Origin of the sequence: Commensalibacter oyaizuii, assembly GCF_029953265.1 — a bacterium.
Taxonomy (GTDB): domain Bacteria; phylum Pseudomonadota; class Alphaproteobacteria; order Acetobacterales; family Acetobacteraceae; genus Commensalibacter; species Commensalibacter oyaizuii.
Genome location: NZ_JASBAO010000001.1, coordinates 1,010,923 through 1,032,108, shown reverse-complemented (window position 1 = coordinate 1,032,108; position 21,186 = coordinate 1,010,923). Strand labels below are relative to the sequence as shown.

The following is a 21,186-nucleotide window of genomic DNA, read 5'->3' as shown; positions in this document are numbered from 1 at the left end:
TTTCTTTAAATTAAGACTTGCTTTCTCTATACCATGCCATGAATAGACACCCTAATCCAAGGATTAAGGTCATCCATGGTGATAAAATATGATAGATTGATTGGTGTGTTGTTGTATAGGTTACATGTTTGGGAAACTTCATCGAAGTTGCGTTGGCATAGGAAGGATTTTGTTGATCAGTGGTTTCGATCTTAGGAAGAGATATTTGATTAGGGTGATCCCCCAGCCAGAAGACGTAGCCATGATTTTGTAATAATTTAGACAACTGAGTTGCTGTGACTGCTAGTTCATTCATTTCTATCGGATCTGAAAGCTGTGCTGCGGTATAGGTTGTTAGATGTTCATTCGATATTTTCCAAATTCCATCTTCTTTGGCTGGTACAGTTACAGTCGCGCTGCCATTTTCTTGGTCCGGGGTTAGGGTTGCGGATTGTATCTGACCGGATGGGGAGGTAATAGTAAATTCACTTGGACGTTGGTCATGTGTATTTTCCCAATAGATTGTCAGTTTTTTATTTTGAATAGTTGCTTTTAACTGTTCTTCTTCCAGTTCAGGTTCTTTCATCAACCAATGGGACAAACGTCGCAGTAATTCGGCTTGTGGCCCTTCTTTTTGTGCCCCTTTGGACCATAACCATAATTGGTCAGACAACAAAAGTGCAACTCTTCCTTTATCCACATGATTTAAAATCAACAGGGGGGATTGATCTGGGGTTTGCATTAAAACTTGTCCAGCAATATCACCTGTCGCTTTTAAATACCGATACCATGATCCCCAGTTTAGTTGATTTTTACTTAATATCTTAGTGACAGGATGTTTTTTACCCAGTGGGGTTAGTTCTGGTTTAAAAGGGGTATTGATGATGTCACGATCTGAAGCAACATGAGCAGGTAATATAGAACGTAAAGGCGAGTTTTGTAGCGAGAAATTTTGTGCATATTCAGGCCCTGCAATCAGGAATAATCCTCCACCTTTCCGAACATAATTGACTATTTGAGCTAAATAGTAGGGGGGCAGGCTATTCCTATTTTCAAAACCATCTAAGATAATTAGATCAAATAGATTGATTTTTTGCATGAAAAGTTCATTAATTGGAAAAGGGATTAATGCTAATTCATTGGCTGGAATATTTTCATCCTGCTCTGCAGAACGTAAGATGGTAAAGTGAACCAAATCAACGGATGGATCTGATTTTAACAAACTTCTCCATGCGCGTTCTCCTTGATTGGGCGAACTGGATACTAATAATACTTTTAGTTTATCCCGAATGCCATTGATTTGAATAATTTGATGGTTGTTAATATCTGATATTTCACCAAATAATGGGAATACAGAAATACCAATCAGATTTTTACCATTATGCGTTACGGGAACTTGAATTGTTTGCGGGGAACCTACAGGCACGTTCATTGTTAAAGTAGGTTGATTTTCTTGCAAAATTGTCAGAGTCGCCACAGCATCGCGGGGAACAGAGATTCCATTATCATTGACCTGCAATTTAATTTCAGCTTTTTTACCGGTAATCGTATAGGCAGGTGTATGAAGAATTTTTAAAGATCGATCTGTTTGTTCGTGACTGGCGGGTAAAAGTGCATATAAAGGTAATGTTTTATGAGTGGCCAAAGTCATACTTTTAGGAAAATCTTTGGGTACATCATGAATTTGACCATCAGTGATGACAATTACCCCACCTAATTGTGTTGTTGGGATTTGATTAGCTGCTTTCTCGACGGCTTGAAACAGATTAGTGCCCTGATTTTGATCATTACGAAATGAAATAATTTTTGGATGAAGATTGGGGGGGAGGGTTTGTAGCAGGCGTGTCAATGCTGCTTGGGCAATAGTTTGTCGTTCACCAATAGACATGGAATCAGATTTATCCATCAAGATCAACAAGGTTTGTGGTAATTCTTGTTGATGATTTTTAAAAATAATTGGCCCTGATAACCACGCTAACAATATAAAACAGGTCAGAAAACGCCATAGGATGCCTTTATACGAACGGTTAAAAAGGCTTATGCACAAAATAATAGCGCATAAAATAGCTATACATAATAATGCCCAAAAGGGGAGTAAAGGATCAAAATGAAGGTTAAAAGAAGTAAGTTGTTTTAACACTACTCTGATGCTCCTAATTGTCTTAATAGGGCAGAAACATGTACTTGGTCTGCTTTATAACTGCCTGTTAATGCATACATAACCAAATTCATACCAAACCGATAACTTAAATTACGTTGTTTTTCTGTGTTTGGAAAAATAGGATAAGCAAAGCTACCATCTGATGTTACTGCCCAAGCGTGCGCCCAGTCATTTTCCCCCACAATAACAGCACTGACCCCATCGTTAATTAAAGGGTTATTTTGTGAAATCCAGATAGGCATCGCATCGTAACGTCCAGGAAAATCATGTAGAATATAAAAAGTACGGCTCAGTAAATCTTTATCTGATAATTTTGATAATGTGGGAATAGTTAACTCTGAAGTGGCAAGTTTCAAAGCCTCTGCAGCACCTGGTGCTTCTCCTGAAAAAAGATCAGGATGAATGGGTTCCGTAGTTGCGCTTGAATCATGACCTTGCGTGTCAATAAGAATAACGCCACCATGGCTGATATAATGATTTAATGCGCTATTGCGTTTTGCATCTGGCTGAATATTTGGGGTAATGGGCCAGTATAATATCGGATAGAAGGCTAAATCGTCTTTAGCTGGATCAACGCCTTCGGGTTGAGCCAATTTTAAAGTGGTCCGTTCATTAATAAATCCTGATAACCCTTCCAATCCTTGTTTAGAGGCAAGATCAACGCTTGGATCATGAGTAAGAATATAAGCAAGACGGGTTTGTAATGCTGCGGGGGGAGAGATTGCTTGGTCTTTAGATTGTGCATAGGCAGCTTCACCAATGCAAAACAGCATCAAAACAGGTAAAATAGTTTTAACTGCTTTATTTAGGTAACCACGTAAAAACATGCTGAGCAATATATCCAACAGAATCAAAAGAAGACCAATTAGGATACATATACTGCTAAGCGCATAAGATGATGTGGATTTTGGCGATAGAGTTAAGGTTTTGCCAACAGGAGCAGACGGTTTTAACGATTGGATATGATCACCCAAATTTAATGCTGCGTGAAAATCGCTTTCACCATATAACCCTGGGGGATGATGTGGATCAATGATGGTTTTATTAATTGCATTTGTTTGAATTGTTTGCGCATAAGGGGAAGGGGTTTCCAAAGCACCAAAACTATTTAGTAAACTGATAGGGCGTAATAAGCTATCGCCTTGAGGTGTTTCCACGCCAAAGGAAATATGTATTAATTTCTCTAACATAGAAACAAATAATTCTGATAGCGGTAAAGAGGACCAATCTGGAGTACTATTGGTATGAAAAAGGATAATTTGCCCTTTTCCTATTGTCCGGTGGGTTACCAGTGGGGTGCCATCTTCTAACTTTGCCCAAACAAAATGATCAGTATCGGTATTGGGCTCTATTAATAACTGTTTACTGATTGTAACATCTTTTGGAATAGATAATCCGTAAAAAGGAGAATTATTGGAAAACGCTGATAAATGTTGAGGTTTTTCCCATGTCATTGCCCCGCCTAATTCTCTTGCTCCTTGCAGTAATGGAATTGGAACTAACGCTGTTGAACGGGCTGAACTTTGTTGAGAATTAAGTGTACTGCCCGCCAACAGGGGTCCCGAAAATCGAATCAACATACCGCCATTTTTAACCCATGTTTCCAACGTTTGAATAGTTTTCTCATCTGTGATCAATGTATCGGGGATAATTAAGACGGATAGGGGATTTTCTAATAATTGTTGTAACGAACCTTCTTTTATTTCACCTAATGGGGCTAGGGCTTTTTTAAGATAATACAGCGAACCAACAAAAGGTGTGTTGGCACTGTTAGAGGTCACCCATAAGCCAATTACGTGCTTTCTAGAGTTTTCATCTAAAAGATAGGTTCCCCCTGCGCTGGGTGAGTTATTAATTTGTAGATAATCAATTTTATTTTGTGCCTCTGCTGGAATGGTCAATTCAATAGAGGTCTGTGTCGTATTGGCAAATATTGTTTTTTGTGCTGAGGTTAACAACTCGCCTTTTAAGGTATAAGCATGCAGTGTCAGGTTTTGGGGAAATGATTTTGCCAATAATGTAATAGGTTGGGTTATGCCATTTGCAGTCAAAGTTGGCTTTGTTAATAATAAAGTAGATGCCGATATGGGATCTTGTTGTGGTTGGATTTCATAGAGATTATGAACGGCTTTTAAGCTATTATAAAATATATCTTGGTGATGTTGTTTTATACCGTCGGAAAGATAATAAACAGTTTGATATTTTTTTTGATTTTTTTGTATCAACTCTGCTGCTGCTTGACGGTTAACAGGCCAAGCTTGTGGATGGATATCTTCAAGTTGTAATGTCGGACTTATAGTATTTGCTAACGGTTTCAATTTTAAGGGATTATTTTGAACATCAGGAGCCGTCAGTAGTAAATGTATTGGTGTATCTTTTTGCTGGCTTTGGGTAACGATCGCAGAGGCAGCGGAAATAAATTGGGGCCATTGAGGGGCAGAAGCCCAACCATTATCTATTACCAGTAAAATTGGTTTATTAGAATGTTGAACGGATAGAGTACTCGCAGTGAAAACAGGTCTAGCTAACCCTAAAATACATAAAGTAATTGCTAATAAACGTATTAAAATCAACCACCACGGTGCGTGAACAGCCTCTTGCACATTGTTTTGTAATTGATGTAACAGCGTAATTGGTGGGAAAGATTGCGTGCGGGGCCGTGGTGGGGTTGCTTTTAAAAAGAACCAAACAAGAGGCAGTGCTAAAAGCGCAAAAAGAATATAGGGGTTAAGAAAGATCATCGTGACTTTGCATTTCTCTTATTTGATAAGATATTCCAAGCGGATAATAAGGAATAAGCAGCGTTAACATTAGATATATCTTGTATGATTGAAATATTAATATTTTGACATAATGTTTTAAGCTGATTTTGATGTTCAGTCCAAAGGGTTGCGTAATGTTGTGAAGATTGTACATCATTTGACAGGGTAATGGCCTCTTCCCCTTCTAACCCTGAAAATTCTATTCGACCTTTATAAGGGAAGGTTTGTTCTGCGGGGTCAATGGCTTGGATTAGCAAAATATGATTTGGACGTTGAACTAATTTTTTTAAAAAATCAGCCAATTGATCATAAGGATACAGAAAGTCACTGATTAAAACAGTCCAAGCATGTGCTGGCAATTGTTCCACTACTGGAAAATCAGGCGAGGCAGAAACAGAAGGGGCGACTAAACGTTCTGCTAAGGTGTAAAGTTGTTGTACTCCCTGAAAAGCGTTGTTGGAAGTGTGTTTATTGATTAGTCGTACACGTTCACCAGCATTCAGCAATAATGTACTAAGGCTTAACCCTAATAGATAAGCTCTTTCTTGCTTAGTAGGCAGATCTGAAGAGGACCGCCATTGCATTGAACCTGATACATCACACCACAGATTTAAGGTTTGGATATTTTCTTCTTCAGTTTCCCGAACAAAGATTTTGTCACTTTTGGCGGATTGACGCCAATCAATTGTATGAACAGGTTCCCCAGGCATTGCCAATCGGTACTGCCAAAACTGATTACCTTGTCCTGTACGTTTGCATCCATGACTGCCTGTCAAAACTGTATTCGCAACCTTGTTGGAAGCTAATAAAAGATCAGGCAGCGTTTGTGCTGTTTGTTGTGCCTTCGCAATTAATGTGGATCGTGAAAATATTGATCCATCTTTTGTTTTATTAAAAAAGGCAGATTCTTTATGGTGTTTTTTGAAAAGCCGAGACCACCAATGATCAGTCATTATAAATTAAACCGATTTTTGCAATAAGGTTTGGATAATATTATCTAACCGTATGTTTTCTGCCTTAGCTGCAAAGGTCAGAGCAATACGATGTCTTAATACAGCTGGTGCTAATGCAACAAGATCATCTTGACTGGGGGCTAGACGACCATCGATCAGGGCTTTGGCTCGAATCAATAGCATCAAGGCTTGTGCGGCTCTGGGACCTGGCCCCCAAGCAATATTTTGTTGGATAAATGGGTCGGTCGATGTCTCGGGCCTGGCGTTACGAATCAAGCGAATAACACTATCGATTAAATCGTTACCAATTGGCAAACGTCTAACCAACGACTGGGCTTGAATTAACATTTCAGGGGAAAGAATGTTTCTGGGCGTAATTTCTTCTGCACAGGTTGTGGCAAGCAACATTGCTTTTTCTGTATCATGATCAGGATATGTTAGATCAATTTGCACCATAAAGCGATCGAGTTGTGCTTCGGGCAGGGGATAGGTTCCTTCTTGCTCGATAGGGTTTTGAGTCGCCAAAACGTGAAATGGTGCAGGCAGCGGATAATCTTTGCCTGCAATGGAAATGCATTTTTCCTGCATGGCTTGCAACAAGGCAGATTGGGTACGCGGGCTGGCGCGGTTAATTTCATCTGCCATAACCAGTTGGCAAAAAGCAGGCCCTGGAATAAATCGAAAGTGACGCTTTCCATGTTGGTCTTCGTCTAATATCTCACTACCTGTAATGTCAGCTGGCATTAAATCTGGGGTAAATTGAATGCGTTTGGCTGAAAGTCCCATCACAGTTGATAATGTTGTGACCAGCTTAGTTTTTCCAAGACCAGGTGCACCAACCAACAATGCATGACCGCCACTTAGCAAGCTTGCCAAAATTTGCTTAATTGCGTTTTGTTGACCATAAATCACACGACCAGTTTCAATTAACACATCGGTTAAATGTTGGCTATATGTATCTGCAAGTTGTGTGTCGTCACGAGAATCAGAAATAGTTTTATTTAAAGAGGTCATATATTTAGAATCAATGTTGGTTAATAAGGGGCCAGTAGCAATGTAATTGCATTATAGAATAAGGTAGACAGATACAGCAAGTCTTGTAAAAATTTTCGAATAAATTATAGAGTAAAATAAAGCTAATATAAATCATAGTAAATATTATATTCTCTTAATTCATATCCCTTAAAAGTAACAAAGAAAAGAGTATCTTTATGAGTATTTTAGAGCGTTTACCTTGTAAAGAAGATCTTGATCATCTTTGGCAAATTTTACCTAATGCCCGTTTGGTTGGAGGTGTTGTACGGGATTTATTAATTAACAAGCCCGTTACCGATGTTGATATGGCAATTCCTGATCCACCAGAAATTGTAATAAAAACATTACAGGCGGCAGGAATAAAAGTAATTCCAACAGGATTGTCCCACGGAACGATAACGGCGTTGTTAAATGATCGTGCCTATGAAATTACAACTTTACGTAAAGATGTTCAAACAAATGGTCGCCATGCCGAGGTCGTTTGGACAAGAGACTGGCAAGAAGATGCCGCAAGACGTGATTTTACCGTAAATGCCATGTTTTGTGATCAGCAAGGCCATATTTGGGATTATTACGGTGGGCAAGGGGATTTAAAACAAGGCAAAATTCGTTTTGTTGGGCAAGCTTGCCAACGTATCCACGAAGATGTTCTGCGCGTTCTAAGATTTTTTCGCTTTTATGCACGGTTTGGCACAGGTCAACCCGATCCAGAAGCAATTCAAGCTATTGGTCAATCAACACAGTTGTTAAAAAAACTGTCCGCTGAACGTGTATGGGCAGAGCTACAAAAAATTTTAATTGGGCCTGGCGCTGGTCGGATTATTGGGATGATGGATCAATATGGTGTGCTGTCTGTACTAATGCCATTTGGATATGATGTGCCTTTTTTTCAGAAGATGATCCATCTAAATCCTCCTGAGCATGCAATTTTAAGGTTAGCAGTCTTGGTAAAAGGGAACAGTAGTGTTATAGGAAAACATTTACGACTTTCACGTAAACAAGAGAAAGAACTGCGTGATTTGCATCAAATGCTCCCTTTGTCTATTGATATGTCTGAAATTGAATTAATTAAATTAAAAGCACAATATGATTTGGACTTGTTACTTGGAAGGAGCTGGATACAACAAACCTTGGATCATGTTGAACGTCAATCATTGTGGCAGAATTGGCGAAATCGTTTGATAAAGCTACCTCAACCCATCTTCCCTTTAACGGGCAAAGACTTGATTCAAATAGGTGTAAAATCTGGTCCTGATATGGGAAATGTCTTACAAGAGGTAAGAAATTGGTGGCTGTCTGAAGGATGTAAACCAGATAAAACCTGTTGTTTAGAGTGGTTAAAAAGCAACATGAGCGAAAGAATTACTTAAAAGATTTAATTCTTGCCTGTAAATAGTTTAAATAAAATATACAGCCCTGATCATTATTCAGGTTTTTATCGATTTGATTGATATATATTTAAAGAAAATATAGTGACCATTATTCAAGAAACAACAGTAAATAAAAAGAAAAAAAACCTTTTAACACTCTTACTAGGGGATGATCATAGTTGGCCATTTATGAAACGCTTGTGGCAAGAGGAAATAAAATTTCATCCCAAGCGCATTTTCTTGATTGTTTTTTTCACAATATTAATGGCTGGATTAACAGCTTTATATCCTTTGGTTATCCGACGCGCTTTGGATATGTTTAAGGATAATGATCCACGAATTTTATATCAAGTACCGTTACTCGTCGTTATCGTAACTGCCGCCAAAGCTGCCTCTCAATATGGGCAAACCCTAGCTGTGCAAGAATTGGTATTAGTGGTTATTCGTGGTTTACAAAACAAAATGTTTTTACATCTTGTCTATACCGATATTGCCAAGGTCGAACGTGAAGCTCCTGCACAGTTGGCATCACGTTTTACAACGGACGCATTATCGATCCGTGAAGCCATGATCAGGGTGGTTAATGCGTTTGGGGATACAATTACAGTGGTTGGTTTGATTGTGTCCATGTTTTATATGGATTGGGAACTTAGTCTTATTGCAGCATTATTATATCCAATTGCAGCAGTGCCAATTCAAAAACTTGGGAAAAAAGTACGTCGTGCCTCTGGTAACATGCAAGAGCAAATTGGAAAAACCGCTGCTTTATTAAATGAAACCTTTGCCCAAGCTAGAACCGTTCGTGTTTATGGTATGGAACAAAGAGAGGTCGAGCGTGCGCATCGATCTTTTGATGAATTATATAATGCAACGTTGAAAATTATTAGTGGTCGGGCTAGGGTCGATCCTATTATGGAGGTCTTGGGGGGCAGTGCTGTTGCTGCTGTTTTGGGATTTGCTGGATGGCGTGCCGCAATGGGGGGGGCAACCCTTGGGGATTTTTCTGGATTTGTTGCAGCTTTATTACTTGCTGCTCGTCCATTAAGAGCGCTTGGTTCTTTAAATGCTGCAATGCAAGAGGGAATATCTGGTCTTGATCGAATATTTAAGATTATTGACGAGCCCACACAAATTTGTGACAAAGCAACAACCACAGCTTTACCCGACGGCCAAGGACGAGTAAGGTTTGAAAATGTTCATTTTATATATCCAGGGCGACACCTTGGATTGCAGGGTCTGGATTTCGATGTAAAACCAGGATTAACAGTGGCTTTGGTCGGTCCATCGGGGGCTGGGAAATCGACTGCATTAACATTGATTCCCCGATTACACGATGTTCAAAAAGGCCGTATTTTGTTAGATGGTATTGACTTGCGGGATATGAGAATGAGTGATTTGCGTTCAGCAATTGCTTATGTTCCACAAGATCCATTATTATTTGATATTTCGATTTTGGAAAATATCCGTATTGGCAAGCCTGATGCCTCGGATGAAGATATTCGTAAAGTCGTGGAAGGTGCCGCAATCAGCCAATTTGTTGATTCTTTGCCAAATGGTCTAAATACTAGGGTTGGTCACGGTGGTCAGTTGTTGTCCGGCGGTCAAAGACAGCGTGTGGCATTGGCAAGGGCTTTGTTGCGGAATCCTCGGTTGTTATTGCTTGATGAAGCAACCAGTGCATTGGATACAGAAAGTGAATATATGGTTCAACAAGCTTTGTCAAAGTTACGAAAAGATCGAACCACTTTGATTGTTGCCCATCGTCTATCAACAGTAAGGTCGGCAGATTTGATTGTTGTTATGTGTGATGGTCGGGCGGTTGAATATGGTAATCATGAGACATTGATGAATCTAAATGGACTTTATGCACGTTTAGTACAAACACAAGACTTAAATCGTTAACTGACAATTCAATGATTATTTTGATCGGTATCAGTAAAGAGGAATATATATGGTAGGTAACGTACAAAATACAGATCATGATAATCATGAAACTGTAGAAGATGATCAAAACAAGAACGAACATAAATCAGGCTCTTTAAAAAAAGTTATTGCATTGGTTATTTGCTCGTTATTAATTGTTGTTGCTGGTGTTTATTGGTGGTTAACCCGCAACGATATTAGTACAGACGATGCTTATACATCGGGTCGCGTCATTTCAATTGCTCCTCACGTTAATGGATATGTTACTGAATTATTGGTCAATGATAATCAGTTTGTACACAAAGGTGATGTTTTATTTCGAATTGATCCTAGAGATTACGATGCCGCACGTGAGCAGGCCGAAGGGGATCTTGAAAAAGCCAGAGGGCAATATATTGCATCGCAATATATGCTAGAAGTGGCTAAAAAAAATTATCCGGGGCAATTAAAAGTAGCCCAAGCTCAGTTAGATGTTGCCAAGGCACAAGCGTTTAAGGCGAAAACAGATTATAACCGACAGCACAGCATTGCACGTGCAGCAACTACTCAACAAGATGTTGACTATTCTACCGCTGCTTACAATCAGGCAAGGGCGGAAATTGCAAAGGCCGAAGGCAATTTATTAATTGCTACCCCAGTTCAGGCCAATATAGGTAACAGCAGCAGTCAAGTCACCCAACAACAGGGGATGCTTGAAACTGCAGAGGGAAAATTAAAACAGGCAAATTTGAATTTAGATTGGACTGTTGTACGTGCTCCTCATGATGGGTGGATTTCCAAACGAAATATTGAGCAAGGAAATTACGTGACAACAGGTCAATCCGTACTAGCCATCGTCGAACCTGAGGTCTGGGTCGTTGCCAATTACAAGGAAACACAAATCACAGATATTCGTCCAGGTCAAAAGGTTGATATTGAAGTGGATGCCTATCCTTCCTTGAAACTTCAAGGACATGTTGATTCATTACAAGCTGGAACAGGGGCTGTGTTTAGTGCATTTCCTCCTGAAAATGCAACAGGGAATTTTGTTAAAATCGTTCAACGTGTTCCAGTAAAGATTATTATTGATAAAGGATTGGATCCAAAGCGACCTCTGGCTCTTGGTTTATCAGTTGTGCCAACGGTTTATACAAAATGAGTACAGTAGCTACAACACAATCCATCGATCGAAGCCAGTGGAAGCCCGGTCATAATCCGTGGGTGGTCGCTGTTGTTGTGACCCTTGCTGCGTTTATGGAGGTTTTGGATACCACGATTGTAAACGTGTCATTACCACACATTGCTGGCAGTTTATCAACGACTTATGATAATGCCACTTGGTCTTTGACGTCTTATTTGGCAGCCAATGGAATTGTTTTAACGATTTCGGGCTGGTTGGGGCGTGTTTTGGGAAGAAAACGATATTTTTTAATTTGTATTGCGATGTTTACGTTTTCCTCCTTTTTATGCGGTATGGCCAGTAGTTTAGGTGAATTGGTTATTTTTCGATTGATGCAGGGCTTTTTTGGGGGTGGCTTACAACCCAATCAACAATCCATTATTTTGGATACGTTTCCCCCTGAGAAACGGGGGGCTGCTTTTGGCTTAACTGCAATGGCAACTGTGGTTGCCCCTATTTTAGGGCCTTCGCTGGGGGGGTGGATTACCGATAATTATTCTTGGCGTTGGGTTTTCTTTTTAAACATTCCAGTGGGTATTATCACAGTCATTTTGGTTATCATGCTGGTTGAAGATCCCCCTTGGGCAAAAAAACGTAAAGAGCGGGTCGATGTTATAGGATTAAGTTTGATCACTTTAGGGCTTGCCTGTCTTGAGGTGATGGTCGATCGAGGTGAGGACGCAGATTGGTTTGGTTCAACTTTTATTTGTTGGCTGGGCGTGTTTGCTGTTATTGGGATCGTCGGTGCAATTATTTGGTTATTAAAAGCGGAAAATCCAGTCGTTGATTTGCGTGTTTTCAAAGATCGCAATTTTGCAGTGAGCTCGGTTTTAATGGCAGGTCTTGGGGGTTGTTTATATGCCTCTGCTATTATTGTACCTCAATTTTCACAAGAGGTGGTAGGGTATACTGCCTTTTTATCAGGATTGGTTCTAACGCCAGGGGGGATTGTTATTGTCTTTTTAATTCCGTTGGTTGGGAGAATGATTAATTATGTGCAAATTCGATATGTGATTGCCCTTGGTTTTTTGATTATGGGGGCGGCAATGTTTTATTCGGCGCATTTAACACCGACATTGGATTTTCGACATTTGGTCTATTATCGTATCACTCAAACTGCGTCTTTGGCATTTTTGTTCGTGCCTTTGTCAACGATCGCCTTTATGACCATACCAGTGAAATATAACAGCGATGCCTCTGCTTTGTTTAGCATGATACGAAATGTATTAGGTGCACTCTGCATTTCGGGTGCGACGGCATTGGTAACGGAAACAAAACAGATCAATCAGGCCCACACAGTGCATTGGATGACACCATTTCATCAACCTTATAATGAATATTTGGCTCAAATGAAGGCGACAGCCCAACAGATGGGTTATGCCACTCAAGAGCAAGCAACCGTAGCATTAAATTATTTATACAAGGATTTTGAGAAGCAAGTGTCTATTCTAGCGTATAACGACGTATTTATGGTAGTGGGGATTTGTGCATTTGCTTTGGTCCCCATTTGCTTTTTACTAGATGGTTATACTGCCAGAAAGAAAAAAAATAAAAACTGATTTAAGGTTGAGTATATTTTTCAAAATATTTGGCTACCTGCATATACATATTGTGTTTATACCCTGTTTTTATGGTAGCCAATTCAGAAATATCAATCCATTTCCAAGTATCGAATTCTTTTTCAATTCCTTTATCTAAATTAATATCGCTATCTTTACCGACAAAACGAATGGCAAACCATTTTTGGGTCTGACCTCTATATTGCCCTTTAAAAGAGTTATTGATGATATGCGTTGGAAAATCATAAGAAAGCCATTGTGGATATTCATCAATGATTTCTATTTGATCTGTTCCAATTTCTTCCAATAACTCTCTTTTTATTGCTGTTTCTGGAGTTTCACCATGATCCACCCCTCCTTGGGGGAAAGACCAAATATCCTCGTGCGCCAAATCATGTCGAAGGGCAATAAAGATTTTTCCTTGAGGGTTAAAAATTACTGCAGCAACATTACGGCGATATGGAAGATGTTCATTCATAGTGAATTTCCTGAAAAGATTAGTGATTATTTTGATTTGTAGATTTTTCTGCAGGGGCTACAGGTTTATTTTCATTTGCAGGTTTGGGCGGAGTTACCTCTTTTTTATTTTCTTTGACAGGGTCGGCTTTAACCGCTGGGATTGGCGTATCTTTGGACACTGTCAATCCTGCCATAGAACGCACAACCTTTAGAGCCTGCTGTAATTGAAAATCCGTAGCAGGGTTTTTATAGTCGTACTTTGGCCAGTTTTTGGGTGGCTGAGCTGGAATAGAAGATGCAATTGCGGGCAAATCATTACGAACAGGGGGTTTTTCTTTGTTCCCACCTTCATTTTTAATAATATGATTTAAATCAGCCTCGCGGATGCTAAATTCTGGTTCTTCGTAACTGTCTTGTACTTTGATATCTGGTGTTATTCCCAATCCTTGGATTGAACGTCCTGATGGTGTGTAGTAACGAGCGATCGTTAATCGAACAGCACCATTACCGGGAATGGGCATAACTGACTGAACCGATCCTTTACCAAATGTTTTTTCGCCGACAATGACAGCTCTGCGGTGGTCTTGTAATGCACCAGAAACAATTTCACTGGCTGAGGCAGAACCACCATTGGTTAAAACAACAATCGGCAAGCCATTGGTTATGTCTGTGCCTTTTGCATTCCAACGTTGGTTATCTTTTGGATTACGTGCTTTTGTAGAAACAATGGCACCTTCTTTAATAAAGTCACGACTGACGGCAATTGCTTGATCTAACAATCCACCTGGATCGTTGCGTAGATCAATAATTAATCCCGCCAATTTTCCACCAGCCTCTTTTTGTAGCTTCTCATAAGCTTTTTTCATATTTTTTTCGGTTTCTTCGTTGAATTGGGAAATCCGAATATACCCAATTTTACCGTACAGGGCCGATTTTATAACCTGAATATGAATAATTTCACGGGTTAATGTTACTTTAAGGGGTTTAGTCGCTTTTAGCCGTAATAAAGTTAACGTAATTTGGGTATTAGGTTTTCCCCGCATTTTATCAACAGCAGCATTTAAAGGGGTACCATCGATATTTTTACCATCAATGGCAATGATATAATCTCCAGCCTTAATACCTGCTTTGGCAGCGGGGGTCCCATCAATAGGGGAAACAACTTTAATGTGACCGTCTTCTTCTTGAACTTCTAGTCCTAATCCACCAAATTCCCCTTTGGTTTGGATTTCCATATTATGATATTGTTTTTCTGTCATATAGGAACTGTGTGGATCGAGACCCGTCAACATTCCATTTAAAGCATTTGTGATTAAATCACGATCGGAAACGGGTTCAACATAATTAGCGCGTACACGTTCAAAAACGTCCCCAAATAGGGTTAACAAGCGATAGGTCTCTGCACTTTTGTTGGGGTTAGAGGGGTCTTTTTTGACCTCTTCAGCCAATGCTTGGACGGTTAAACTATGACCAGAGAACGGATTCCACCCTTGGATTTGTGGGTTTAGGCCGATGCCTGCGATTAAAAGTGTTGTTCCTAATAGCAACCCAGTACGGAACTTCATGCTGCTTTTCTCCTAACAATCTATCCCCTATCGGGAGCATTAAAGTTGATGAGATTTAAAAAAGAAAGTAAATGATTCATTTTTACTGTTCTTTTTCTTTTAGTATAAAAAAAGAAAAAAATCGACTTATAAAAATGGGGATGGATTAATTACTCTTTCCCCACGGCGAAGTTGTACAAATAATGTCGGTCGTCCAGTATTACCGCCAGACCATGATGGCATACGTCCAATCATAATTCCCTTGCTGACACTTTGTCCCACACCGACATTTAATGCACCCATTCCAGCCAAAACAAATCGATAATTTTTACCACAATTTAAAATAACCATCTGACCATATCCTCGAAAGGCACCAGCAAATTCAATCTGCCCACCACAAGGGGCGCGAACACTGGCTTGGGATTGGGGAGCATAGGTAATTCCTTGTGCTGGACCAGCGTCAGTATGGCTGCCCCATAAAGTTATAACGGATCCTGCAACGGGTGCACCACTACCACCTTTTCCAGGAACAGCCTGTAAACCTGGGCCACTCTCTTTGGTTGCTAAAGTTTTAATTTCTTTCCTTGCAGCTTCGGCTTTTGCATGGTTTTTAGCTTGTTCAGCTGCACGTATTTCTGCTTGTAATCGTTTTTCAGCCGCCATTCTAGATGCTGTAATTTTGCGAATAGCATCATTTAAATTATTGGCTTTTTCAGCTGCTTGCGCTGCTTCTTGAGAGACTTTGAAGGCGGTTGCAGAAGATCGCTGTTGAATAAGTCTTGCTTGTTTCGTTGCTTTGGCCAATACATCACGTTGGGTTTCTTGTTGCTTATACAGGTTATCAAGTTCTTTGGTTTTGTCTTGTAACTGGGTTTGTAACGTATCTAATTCGGTTTTGTGTTGATGAATTAATTTTGCTTTTTTTTCCAATTCCCCTGAAATCCCACGAATAACGGATAGACCAATAGTGGAACGTGACGAATTAATGGGGGCTGCCAATAATGTATCGGTTGGATACAAAGACAAGCGTTCGATTAAAGGAAGAAATTTAGAAAATTGCTTTGATTCTTCTTGCAACTTTTTATTTAGTGCTTTGATTTGTAATTTTAAAGTTTCAATTTTTTCACTTAACTGCGCTGATTTTTGTTCCGTTTCTTGCAAAGCTTGGGTTGCTTTTAACATATCGTTGTTTAATTTTTCAGCTTTTGCTTTATCTTTCGTAGCTTTTTTAATAGCTTCGTCTTTTTGCTTTTTTAAGGTTTGTAAACGGCCAGCAGCTTGTTGCTTTTGTTTTAGTAATGCTTGCTGTGCTTCTTTAGCTTTTTGTACAGCCTCTTTGGCTGAGAGCGTTTTTTCTGTTTTTGATGACTGCGCAGATGAGAAAGAATTGAATGAGGTTGTCAGTAAAAAGATACACCCCCCCCTTAAAGCAAATGTTAAAACTTGCTTTGATAAGGGAAGAGTATCTTGTATTGGATAATTGAAAAAAAACCTCATTTAATCTTTGATTAAAGTTTTGCCTGTCATTTCAGCAGGTTGAGGTAAATTCATCAATTGTAACAGGGTGGGGGCGATATCAGCCAAACATCCATCTCTTAATTCTACCCCAGGAACCCCTTCCAAGATTACGGGTACCCTGTCCAGCGTATGTTGGGTGTGGGGTTCGCCGGTTTTAGGATCAACCATGATTTCACAATTACCATGATCTGCTGTAACGATCAAAGCCCCGTTTTGTGCCTTAATAGCTTCGACGATTTTACCTAACCCTTTGTCCACAGCTTCGACGGCTTTAATTGCAGCATCCAGTTTCCCTGTATGACCTACCATATCTGGATTGGCAAAATTGATAACAATTAGGTCATATTTTTGACTGTTAATTGCATCTACTACTTTGGACGTCAACTCTGGTGCAGACATTTCAGGTTGCAGATCGTAAGTCGCCACCTTTGGAGAGTTGATCAGAATCCTATCTTCACCAGGGAAGGGTTCTTCACGTCCACCGTTTAAGAAATAGGTAACATGTGGGTATTTTTCAGTTTCTGCAGAACGTAGCTGTTTCAATCCTGCATTAGCGACGACTTCACCAATAACGTTTTTGTAGCTTTCAGGTGGGAATAAAACCCCCATATATTTCGTTAAAACATCACTGTACTGTGTCATACCCAGTATTTTGGAAAAATGAACAATCTTAGAACGGGTAAAACCATTGAAATCTGGGAACAAAAACGCATCCATTAATTGGCGAATACGATCAGCCCTAAAGTTAAAGGATAAAATACCATCTTGGTCTTTCATACCTTGATAGTTACCTACAACGGTTGGAACAATAAATTCATCTGTAATATTTTCTTTGTAAGAGTCGGTAATGACAGAAAGGGCATCGTCTTTATGGGGGCCAGAAGCAGAAACCAGCGCATCATAGGCTTTTTGAACACGATCCCAGCGATTATCACGATCCATCGCATAGTAACGTCCTGATACGGTGGCAATTTGTACTTCTTTGGGAAGTTCTTTAAGTGCTTGCTCTACAATTGATTTAGCGGATTCAGGTGGGGTATCTCGCCCATCGGTAAAGATGTGTAAAGCAACTTTAATTCCAGCTTGATGCAAGGACTTTGCCAATCCGATGGCATGATCTTGATGCGAATGCACGCCACCAGGCGAGAATAAACCCAATAAATGACATGTTCCGCCATTTTTCTTTAGGGTTTCAATAAATTCGTTCATTAATGGTTTTTTTAAAATACTACCATCTTTGACGGCATGGGTAATTTTAGGAAGTTCTTGCATAATAATACGGCCAGCACCAATATTCATGTGCCCAACTTCCGAATTTCCCATTTGCCCATCGGGTAAACCAACGTGTTCGCCACTGGCATCGATCAAAGCATTGGGACAATTTTTTAACAAGGCGTCCAAGGTGGGTGTATTGGCATTTGCAACCGCGTTATTCTTTTTTTCGGGGTTATACCCAAAACCATCCATGATGGTTAACATGACGGGGCGATATTTCTTTTGTGTCATTTGTTATTTATCCTATCTACGAATAATAATAGTTAAAATGATGGGTTATAATGAATGTTATACAAAATAGAACTATATAAATATGATGGATATGACTGTAACATCATAACAAAGATATCCTGTTATTAGTTTTATACCACAAAAAACAGATTATTTACATCTTTGTTAAAAATATCATAAAATTATCTTTTTTCCAAAAAAGGTAATAAAAATCGTCATTAAGTTAGGGCAGATAAAATGAAAAATGAATTTTTATGGATGTCAGATTTAACCCCAGAACAATTACGGGTAATGCGTGATCATGGTACCGAACCCCCAGGCAGCAGCCCATTAAATTATGAAAAACGATCAGGGACTTATTTGTGTGCGGGTTGCCTTACGCCTTTGTTTTATGCAGAAATGAAATATGATAGTGGTTGCGGGTGGCCATCTTTTTACAAAGTTATTGATGGTGCTGTTGAAACACAAATTGATCACAGTCACCATATGGTAAGAACAGAGGTGCATTGCACACGTTGCAAAGCTCATTTAGGGCATGTTTTTCCCGATGGTCCACAACCCACTGGGGAAAGATTTTGTATAAATGGTGTGGCTTTAAAATTTAAAACGGAAAAATCATAATTATGCTTTGTTTAATGATGGCATGATGGTTATCCAAATTAGCAAAGCAATAGCTGCAATGAAAGACAAGAATAAGAATGCCATATGATATTGATAGTGTTTGGCGATAATACCAGCAATATAAGGGCTAAGTGCAGCACCAATACCTTGGGCAGTCATTACGATACCTAGACCAGTATTAATTCGTCCAGAGCCATTCAAAATACGTACAACTAATCCAGGTACAGCGACCCCCATTAATCCTGCACCAACTCCATCCAATACTTGAACGGGAAGGACGACGTACGGATGCTGAATCAGTCCTGCTAATAACCCACGAATGGGTAAAGCCATCAATGCAAAGATAAATACAAGCTTATAACCTTTGGTCTGTGCTAATCGGGCGGCTAATAAAGCCATTGGGATCATCGTAAGTTGGGCGATAATAATCGTTAATGCTGTGTATGCCCCGGCATTTCCCGCAGTACCTCTGGCAATCATTGCCTGACTAAGTAAAGGCAGCATTGCAGCGTTGGCTAAATGAAATAGTGTTACGGTTAGGATAAGGATAAAGAGCGTTTTATTGTTAAAGAGGAATACAAGAGGTTGCGGAATTTCGTTATTTTTATTCAATCCTCTGGCCTGTTGGTAATTAATTTGTTTTGCTGGAATAAACAAAATCGAAATCAAGGAAAAAAATGTCCAGATGACCATTAAAATAAATACTGCTTTTAGGCCAAAATAAAAGCTGAAAATACCAGAAACCATTGCTGAAAACGCATTCCCACCATGATTATAGGATTCGTTTTGACCTAATTGATAGTCAAATTGTTTTTGTCCGACCAATCCCAAGGTTATTGCATTCACTGTTGGGGGAATAGCTGCACCTGCAATCGCAGTTAGGATCTGGGCTGAAATGGTAGTATAAAAAACTGGATAAAAATAATTTAAACTGCAAGCAAATATAATAATCATAGCAGAAATAACGATGATCGTTCGCTTGGAACGAATGATGTCTGCCAGGGTGCTGATCGGTGTTGTAGCCACCATTCCTGTCAAACTACTGATGGTCATAACCAGACCTATCTGATCGACCTCCCACTGATGTTGTTGTAAAAAGACCGCTAAAAAAGGACCTAATCCATCACGAACATCAGCGATAAAAAAATTTAGTATGTTTAAAGAAATGAGGTTCATGACATGTTAAGTAAATATTCATTCGAAGATGATTAATAATATATTGATAATATTATGGTAAGTACAAAAGACTGGGACAAAACCCGTCAGATTTTATTACAATCAATTATAAAGAGAACTGGCAATCAGCTTGTTTAATCTAACGCTAATCGGTTTTTATTCAAGTGAACGCTTGCTAAAATCTATAATACGAAATTTTATAAGAAACCTTGTGTAACCTAGGATTTCAATTATAAAGCCCTAGGTCACACGAATAAATTATATACGTTCTACAGTATATTTTTCTTTTAAATGTGTAACAATTTCTTTGGCATGTTCTGCGCTGCGGGCTTCGACCATGATGTCTAAGACAGCTGATTGTACGCTTAACGTGGTGAAAAGGCGTTGATGTGATACTTCGATAATATTTCCACCCATCTTGGTACCGATAATGTGCGAAATATCAGCCAACAAACCTGGACGATCTGGAATTGAAAAACGCAATCTTAATAAACGCCCTTCACGTAACAAGGTTCGTAGCAGGGTGTTCGCTAAAATGCGAGTATCAATATTTGCGCCACTGATCGGAAAGGCTATATTTTTATTTTTAAATTTTTCCGGATAAGTTAAAATCGCTGCCAATGCGTTGGCTCCAGAACCTTCTGTAACTTGTTTGGCGTGTTCTGCGGTTAACGTAATTGCATCTTCAATGGCGTGTTCTGGAACAGAGATAATGTCATGAACATATTTTTTTATCACTTCAAAGGGGTGATTGCCCAATTTGCGAACCGCGGTGCCTTCGGCAATGGTGGGGCCCCCCAACACATTTAAATCTTTGTTTTGGGCAAAAGAATATGAAAAGAATTGCTCGCTTTGAACACCAATGATTTTTGTACGTGGGCGCAAAGCTGCGGCTGCAACGGCAAACCCTGCAATTAGTCCGCCCCCACCAACAGGTACAAGTAAATAGTCCAGATCACCAGTATCCTCGAAAATCTCAAGTGCAGCAGTACCTTGTCCAGCCATAACAGCAGGATCGTCGTAAGGATGAACAAAAATACGACCCTCTTTTGCAGCCAGTTCGTTGGCAAATAGGGTGGCTTGTGCGAAATCTTCGCCTTCAAGAACGATTTTGACCCCCCAAGCTGCTGTTCGATTAACTTTGGTTACTGGGGTAAATTTGGGCATAACAATGATGGCATCGATACCCAATAACTGGGAATGACGTGCAACCCCTTGGGCATGATTGCCCGCAGAAACGGTAATTACCCCCCGTTTTTTTTCATCTTCTGTCAATAACGCCAAGCGATTTGCAGCACCACGTTCTTTAAAGGAACCAACAGACTGAAGATTTTCTAATTTTAAGGTAATGTTCGTATTTACACGTTTTGATAAAGAATGACAAAACAAAGTAGGGGTTCGAACAACACGTCCACTGATTCTGTCTGCAGCGGCATAGATATCATCGATAGAGATCATTGT

At 39.6% G+C, this 21,186-nt stretch carries 15 protein-coding genes; 5 read left to right on the top strand and 10 right to left on the bottom strand.

Annotated elements, in window-relative coordinates; translation table 11 throughout:
• Window positions 1-10: 10 nt before the first annotated feature.
• Genes QJV27_RS04530 through QJV27_RS04515 form a run of 4 tightly spaced genes read right to left on the bottom strand, consistent with a single transcriptional unit; the run spans window position 11 to window position 6,869 of the window.
• Window positions 11-2,119 (bottom strand): VWA domain-containing protein, encoded by a 2,109-nt coding sequence (locus QJV27_RS04530; protein WP_281447785.1) that lies wholly within the window; start codon window positions 2,117-2,119, stop codon window positions 11-13.
• Window positions 2,119-4,881 carry a DUF4159 domain-containing protein gene (locus QJV27_RS04525; protein ID WP_281447784.1) on the bottom strand — a complete coding sequence of 921 codons (2,763 nt, stop codon included), beginning with the start codon at window positions 4,879-4,881 and terminating at the stop codon, window positions 2,119-2,121. Before QJV27_RS04525 ends, QJV27_RS04530 begins: the two co-directional genes overlap by 1 nt.
• Entirely contained in the window at window positions 4,878-5,855 is a 978-nt protein-coding gene (locus QJV27_RS04520; protein ID WP_281447783.1) for a DUF58 domain-containing protein, read from the bottom strand. The genes QJV27_RS04525 and QJV27_RS04520 overlap by 4 nt, the downstream gene beginning before the upstream one ends.
• A 6-nt stretch (window positions 5,856-5,861) precedes the next feature.
• Entirely contained in the window at window positions 5,862-6,869 is a 1,008-nt protein-coding gene (locus tag QJV27_RS04515) for an AAA family ATPase (protein WP_281447782.1), read from the bottom strand.
• Between the two features lie 197 nt (window positions 6,870-7,066).
• On the opposite strand from QJV27_RS04515, the gene QJV27_RS04510 reads away from it, so the two are divergent.
• The 4 genes from QJV27_RS04510 (at window position 7,067) to QJV27_RS04495 (ending at window position 12,901) form a co-directional block, all read left to right on the top strand.
• On the top strand, window positions 7,067-8,260 hold the full coding sequence (locus tag QJV27_RS04510) for a CCA tRNA nucleotidyltransferase (RefSeq protein WP_281447781.1): 1,194 nt from the start codon (window positions 7,067-7,069) through the stop codon (window positions 8,258-8,260).
• Window positions 8,261-8,449: 189 nt separating this feature from the next.
• Window positions 8,450-10,162 (top strand): ABC transporter ATP-binding protein, encoded by a 1,713-nt coding sequence (locus QJV27_RS04505; protein ID WP_281448971.1) that lies wholly within the window; start codon window positions 8,450-8,452, stop codon window positions 10,160-10,162.
• 49 nt (window positions 10,163-10,211) lie between these two features.
• On the top strand, window positions 10,212-11,321 hold the full coding sequence (locus tag QJV27_RS04500; RefSeq protein WP_281447780.1) for an HlyD family secretion protein: 1,110 nt from the start codon (window positions 10,212-10,214) through the stop codon (window positions 11,319-11,321).
• Complete coding sequence (locus tag QJV27_RS04495; RefSeq protein ID WP_281447779.1) at window positions 11,318-12,901, top strand: DHA2 family efflux MFS transporter permease subunit; 1,584 nt, start codon at window positions 11,318-11,320, stop codon at window positions 12,899-12,901. The genes QJV27_RS04500 and QJV27_RS04495 overlap by 4 nt, the downstream gene beginning before the upstream one ends.
• Before the next feature lies 1 nt (window position 12,902).
• Here QJV27_RS04495 and QJV27_RS04490 read toward each other — a convergent pair whose 3' ends face one another.
• The 4 genes from QJV27_RS04490 to gpmI all read right to left on the bottom strand — a co-directional run bounded on the left by QJV27_RS04490 (window position 12,903) and on the right by gpmI (window position 17,928).
• Entirely contained in the window at window positions 12,903-13,379 is a 477-nt protein-coding gene (locus tag QJV27_RS04490) for an RNA pyrophosphohydrolase (protein ID WP_281447778.1), read from the bottom strand.
• 19 nt (window positions 13,380-13,398) lie between these two features.
• The gene (locus tag QJV27_RS04485) at window positions 13,399-14,925 is read right to left on the bottom strand and encodes a S41 family peptidase (RefSeq protein ID WP_281447777.1); all 1,527 of its coding nucleotides are present in this window, start codon (window positions 14,923-14,925) and stop codon (window positions 13,399-13,401) included.
• Window positions 14,926-15,051: 126 nt separating this feature from the next.
• Entirely contained in the window at window positions 15,052-16,401 is a 1,350-nt protein-coding gene (locus tag QJV27_RS04480) for a murein hydrolase activator EnvC family protein (protein ID WP_281447776.1), read from the bottom strand.
• Window positions 16,402-17,928, bottom strand: coding sequence for a 2,3-bisphosphoglycerate-independent phosphoglycerate mutase (gpmI, locus tag QJV27_RS04475; protein ID WP_281447775.1), 1,527 nt, complete (start codon window positions 17,926-17,928; stop codon window positions 16,402-16,404). It lies immediately after the preceding gene.
• A 237-nt stretch (window positions 17,929-18,165) separates the two neighbouring features.
• Here gpmI and msrB point away from each other — a divergent pair, with 237 nt between their 5' ends.
• Window positions 18,166-18,549, top strand: coding sequence for a peptide-methionine (R)-S-oxide reductase MsrB (msrB, locus tag QJV27_RS04470; protein WP_281447774.1), 384 nt, complete (start codon window positions 18,166-18,168; stop codon window positions 18,547-18,549).
• On the opposite strand, the gene QJV27_RS04465 is transcribed toward msrB, so the two are convergent.
• Window positions 18,550-19,725, bottom strand: coding sequence for an MFS transporter (locus tag QJV27_RS04465; protein WP_281447773.1), 1,176 nt, complete (start codon window positions 19,723-19,725; stop codon window positions 18,550-18,552). It lies immediately after the preceding gene.
• A gap of 258 nt (window positions 19,726-19,983) precedes the next feature.
• Entirely contained in the window at window positions 19,984-21,183 is a 1,200-nt protein-coding gene (locus QJV27_RS04460; protein ID WP_281447772.1) for a threonine ammonia-lyase, read from the bottom strand.
• Window positions 21,184-21,186: the final 3 nt, after the last annotated feature.

Bases quoted from the DNA above. Each gene is read 5' to 3' on its own strand.
- QJV27_RS04525 (WP_281447784.1), bottom strand. From the start codon at position 4,881: ATGATCTTTCTTAACCCCTATATTCTTTTTGCGCTTTTAGCACTGCCT.
- QJV27_RS04520 (WP_281447783.1), bottom strand. From the start codon at position 5,855: ATGACTGATCATTGGTGGTCTCGGCTTTTCAAAAAACACCATAAAGAA.
- QJV27_RS04515 (WP_281447782.1), bottom strand. From the start codon at position 6,869: ATGACCTCTTTAAATAAAACTATTTCTGATTCTCGTGACGACACACAA.
- QJV27_RS04510 (WP_281447781.1), top strand. From the start codon at position 7,067: ATGAGTATTTTAGAGCGTTTACCTTGTAAAGAAGATCTTGATCATCTT.
- QJV27_RS04505 (WP_281448971.1), top strand. From the start codon at position 8,450: ATGAAACGCTTGTGGCAAGAGGAAATAAAATTTCATCCCAAGCGCATT.
- QJV27_RS04500 (WP_281447780.1), top strand. From the start codon at position 10,212: ATGGTAGGTAACGTACAAAATACAGATCATGATAATCATGAAACTGTA.
- QJV27_RS04495 (WP_281447779.1), top strand. From the start codon at position 11,318: ATGAGTACAGTAGCTACAACACAATCCATCGATCGAAGCCAGTGGAAG.
- QJV27_RS04490 (WP_281447778.1), bottom strand. From the start codon at position 13,379: ATGAATGAACATCTTCCATATCGCCGTAATGTTGCTGCAGTAATTTTT.
- QJV27_RS04485 (WP_281447777.1), bottom strand. From the start codon at position 14,925: ATGAAGTTCCGTACTGGGTTGCTATTAGGAACAACACTTTTAATCGCA.
- QJV27_RS04480 (WP_281447776.1), bottom strand. From the start codon at position 16,401: ATGAGGTTTTTTTTCAATTATCCAATACAAGATACTCTTCCCTTATCA.
- gpmI (WP_281447775.1), bottom strand. From the start codon at position 17,928: ATGACACAAAAGAAATATCGCCCCGTCATGTTAACCATCATGGATGGT.
- msrB (WP_281447774.1), top strand. From the start codon at position 18,166: ATGAAAAATGAATTTTTATGGATGTCAGATTTAACCCCAGAACAATTA.
- QJV27_RS04465 (WP_281447773.1), bottom strand. From the start codon at position 19,725: ATGAACCTCATTTCTTTAAACATACTAAATTTTTTTATCGCTGATGTT.
- QJV27_RS04460 (WP_281447772.1), bottom strand. From the start codon at position 21,183: ATGATCTCTATCGATGATATCTATGCCGCTGCAGACAGAATCAGTGGA.